General features: G+C 32.9%; 3 protein-coding genes. All 3 read right to left on the reverse strand.

Going from position 1 to position 2,627, the window contains the following annotated elements; genetic code table 11:
* Positions 1 to 288: PleD family two-component system response regulator (locus tag ACIQ0D_RS12585; protein WP_395806141.1), on the reverse strand; the 288-nt coding region annotated here is incomplete at its 3' end.
* A 42-nt stretch (positions 289 to 330) separates the two neighbouring features.
* Positions 331 to 996 carry a response regulator transcription factor gene (locus ACIQ0D_RS12590; RefSeq protein ID WP_395806143.1) on the reverse strand — a complete coding sequence of 222 codons (666 nt, stop codon included), beginning with the start codon at positions 994 to 996 and terminating at the stop codon, positions 331 to 333.
* Between the two features lie 5 nt (positions 997 to 1,001).
* Positions 1,002 to 2,627 (reverse strand): PAS domain-containing protein (locus ACIQ0D_RS12595; protein WP_395806145.1); only part of this gene is annotated, 1,626 nt, incomplete at its 5' end.

The following is a 2,627-nucleotide window of genomic DNA, read 5'->3' on the forward strand; positions in this document are numbered from 1 at the left end:
TTGAGTCATTGAATTTCGGAAAATTTCTTGCTGACTATGACCAGTGATGATGATAACTGGAATTTCTTTAAGCTGTTTATTTTCTTTAAGTCTTTTAATAAAATCAATTCCAGAATGATCAGGAAGCATTAAATCACATAAAATAAGGTCGGGTAAAAAGGAGTTTGTGAGTTTAAACCCATCCTCTGCATTTTTAGCCGTCTCAACAAGAAATTCCTTTTGTTCAAGCAGCTCTTTTACATTCTCACGTATATCCTCTTGATCCTCAATTACTAATATTTTCGACACGGTATTAAATTAAAAAATTAATGAAAATGGCATTTTAGGGAGCTATAGAACCGATTTGAATTTCAAGGCAAACTTTATGAGTGAGTTTGAGCCTTTAAGATTTAACTTTTTACAAATATTATGTCGATGATTTTCTGCTGTCCGAATACTTATATTTAACTCTTGACTGATTAAAAGAGAGGTCATTCCCAACGCTATTTTTTTCAAAATTTTGCTTTCTGTTTTTGAGAGCGTTTCAATTTGTGATAAAGCTCTATGTTCCTCCTCACTACTTAGTGAAATAGATCCTTCAAGCGCATTGCTTAAATGACTGTTATTTCTAATTTGCGATAAACGTTCAATTCTTTTTTGAATCGAATTAAATAATTCACTGAAAGTAAAAGGCTTAATTATATAGTCGTCAGCCCCTGAAACCATTCCGGTTCTTAAATCCTCTTTCTCAGCTTTTGCTGTTAAAAAGATAAAGGGTATATGATTGTACTGATCATTTTTTCTTACCTGCTTTAATAATTGAATACCATTCATAAATGGCATAGAAATATCACAGATAATGATATCGGGGTTTGCCTTTTTTAAGATATAATCTGCCTCAAGACCATTTTTGGCCTGAATTACTTTAAACTTCTTCAATTCAAGAAATTGAGCGATATTTTCTCTTAATATCTGCTCATCTTCAACTAAGAGTACCTTAAGCTTCCGTTCATTCATGATTTCTATTGATAGGGGAATTTTATTTTAAAACTTGTTCCTTTTCCTAAAGTACTAGTAAAGGATATTTTTCCTTTATGCATCTCAACAAATTTCTTTACAATAACTAGTCCCAGACCAGTACCTTGTATATTTTCTACATTGTTTGCTCTAAAGAAAGAGTTAAATATGTTTTTATGTTGCCCTGCTGGAATTCCAATTCCTTTATCTTTTACTTCGATAGTAAAATTGTCGGATTGGTATTCCAAATTAACCTCCGGATTAGGCTTCCCAATCGAGTATTTTATAGCATTGCTGATCAGATTTATTAAAACCTGGCTCATCAGAACTTTATCGATATGGCTTTTATGTTTTTCTCCACTAACATTAAAAATGACTTGTCGTCCATCTGATGTTACTGCAAAATACTCATTGATAATATTTTTAACAAAATTTTCTATATCTATTTCGTTTTTATGAAGGTCAAATTTGCCTAGGTTAATTCGCCCAACTGTTAAAAGGTTCGACATGATCGTAGAAAGCCTTGTAATTTGACTTTCTATTTTATCGATATGTTTCTCAACTTTATCTTTGGGTACTTGATCATTTTCAAGGAAAATTCGAATTAAATCGGAACTCGACTGAATACTAGCTAGTGGTGTTCTTATCTCATGTGAAGCAATACTTACAAACTGACTCTTTAATTCATTGAGTTCTTTTTCTTTTTGGAGACTGTTTTTAATATTGTCTTCAGCTTGTTTTAATTGTGTAATATCATTTTCCACAGAGATGAAATTGACTAATTCGCCATCTGCATTGTAAAAAGGGCTTACATTGACTTGCATCCAATATTTACGACCATTTTTACTGTAATTTAGTATTTCTGCTGATACACTTTTTTTATCAAGCAAATGCTTGTAAATTTTCTTGATTGCCTTTGAATCTGTTTCTGGTCCATGGAGGAAAGCAGGATCTTTTCCGAAAACCTCCTCAAAACTATACTCCATCACATCAGAGAAGGCTTTGTTGACCCATTGGATTCTTAAATTGGGGTCAGTAATAATAATGACACTACTTGTATTATCAGCCACTATAGCGGCTATATCTGCTATTTGTTTCTGTTTTTTCTCTTCTGTTTTATCTCTACAGATGCATATTACACCACCATCTGCTAGGCTGGTAAGCGTAATTTCTTGATAAACAGGAGAACCGTCTTTTAATTTTGCTATTGTTTCGCCCGCCCAGCGTCTATTTTTATTAACTAGTGGAAAAATTTTCTTTTCTAAATAATCAATTTCATTCTGTTCGTATAGCATGTGCCATCTCTTACCAATAAAATCATGATCATTGCTATAACCAAACATTTTTATATGTGCTTCATTTACATATACATACCGACCTTCATCATTAATTACCGCAATTCCATCCATCGCATCCTGCACAGCAATGGTCATCTTATTTAAAACTGACTCAATGCTTTTGATAGATGTAAGATCAAGTCCGTAACCCATTACCCATTTCGCCTTGCCATTTGAATCATGTAAAGGTTGATAGATTCTAAGATGATGTTTATCGCCGTCATGTGTTTCAAATCGCTCCTCTAAAGAAGCTGGAGCACCTGTTAATATGGTTTCATTAAAGGTAGTCCTTCT

This window comes from Daejeonella sp., assembly GCF_044342615.1.
Taxonomy (GTDB): domain Bacteria; phylum Bacteroidota; class Bacteroidia; order Sphingobacteriales; family Sphingobacteriaceae; genus Daejeonella.

Bases quoted from the DNA above. Each gene is read 5' to 3' on its own strand.
- ACIQ0D_RS12590 (WP_395806143.1), bottom strand. From the start codon at position 996: ATGAATGAACGGAAGCTTAAGGTACTCTTAGTTGAAGATGAGCAGATA.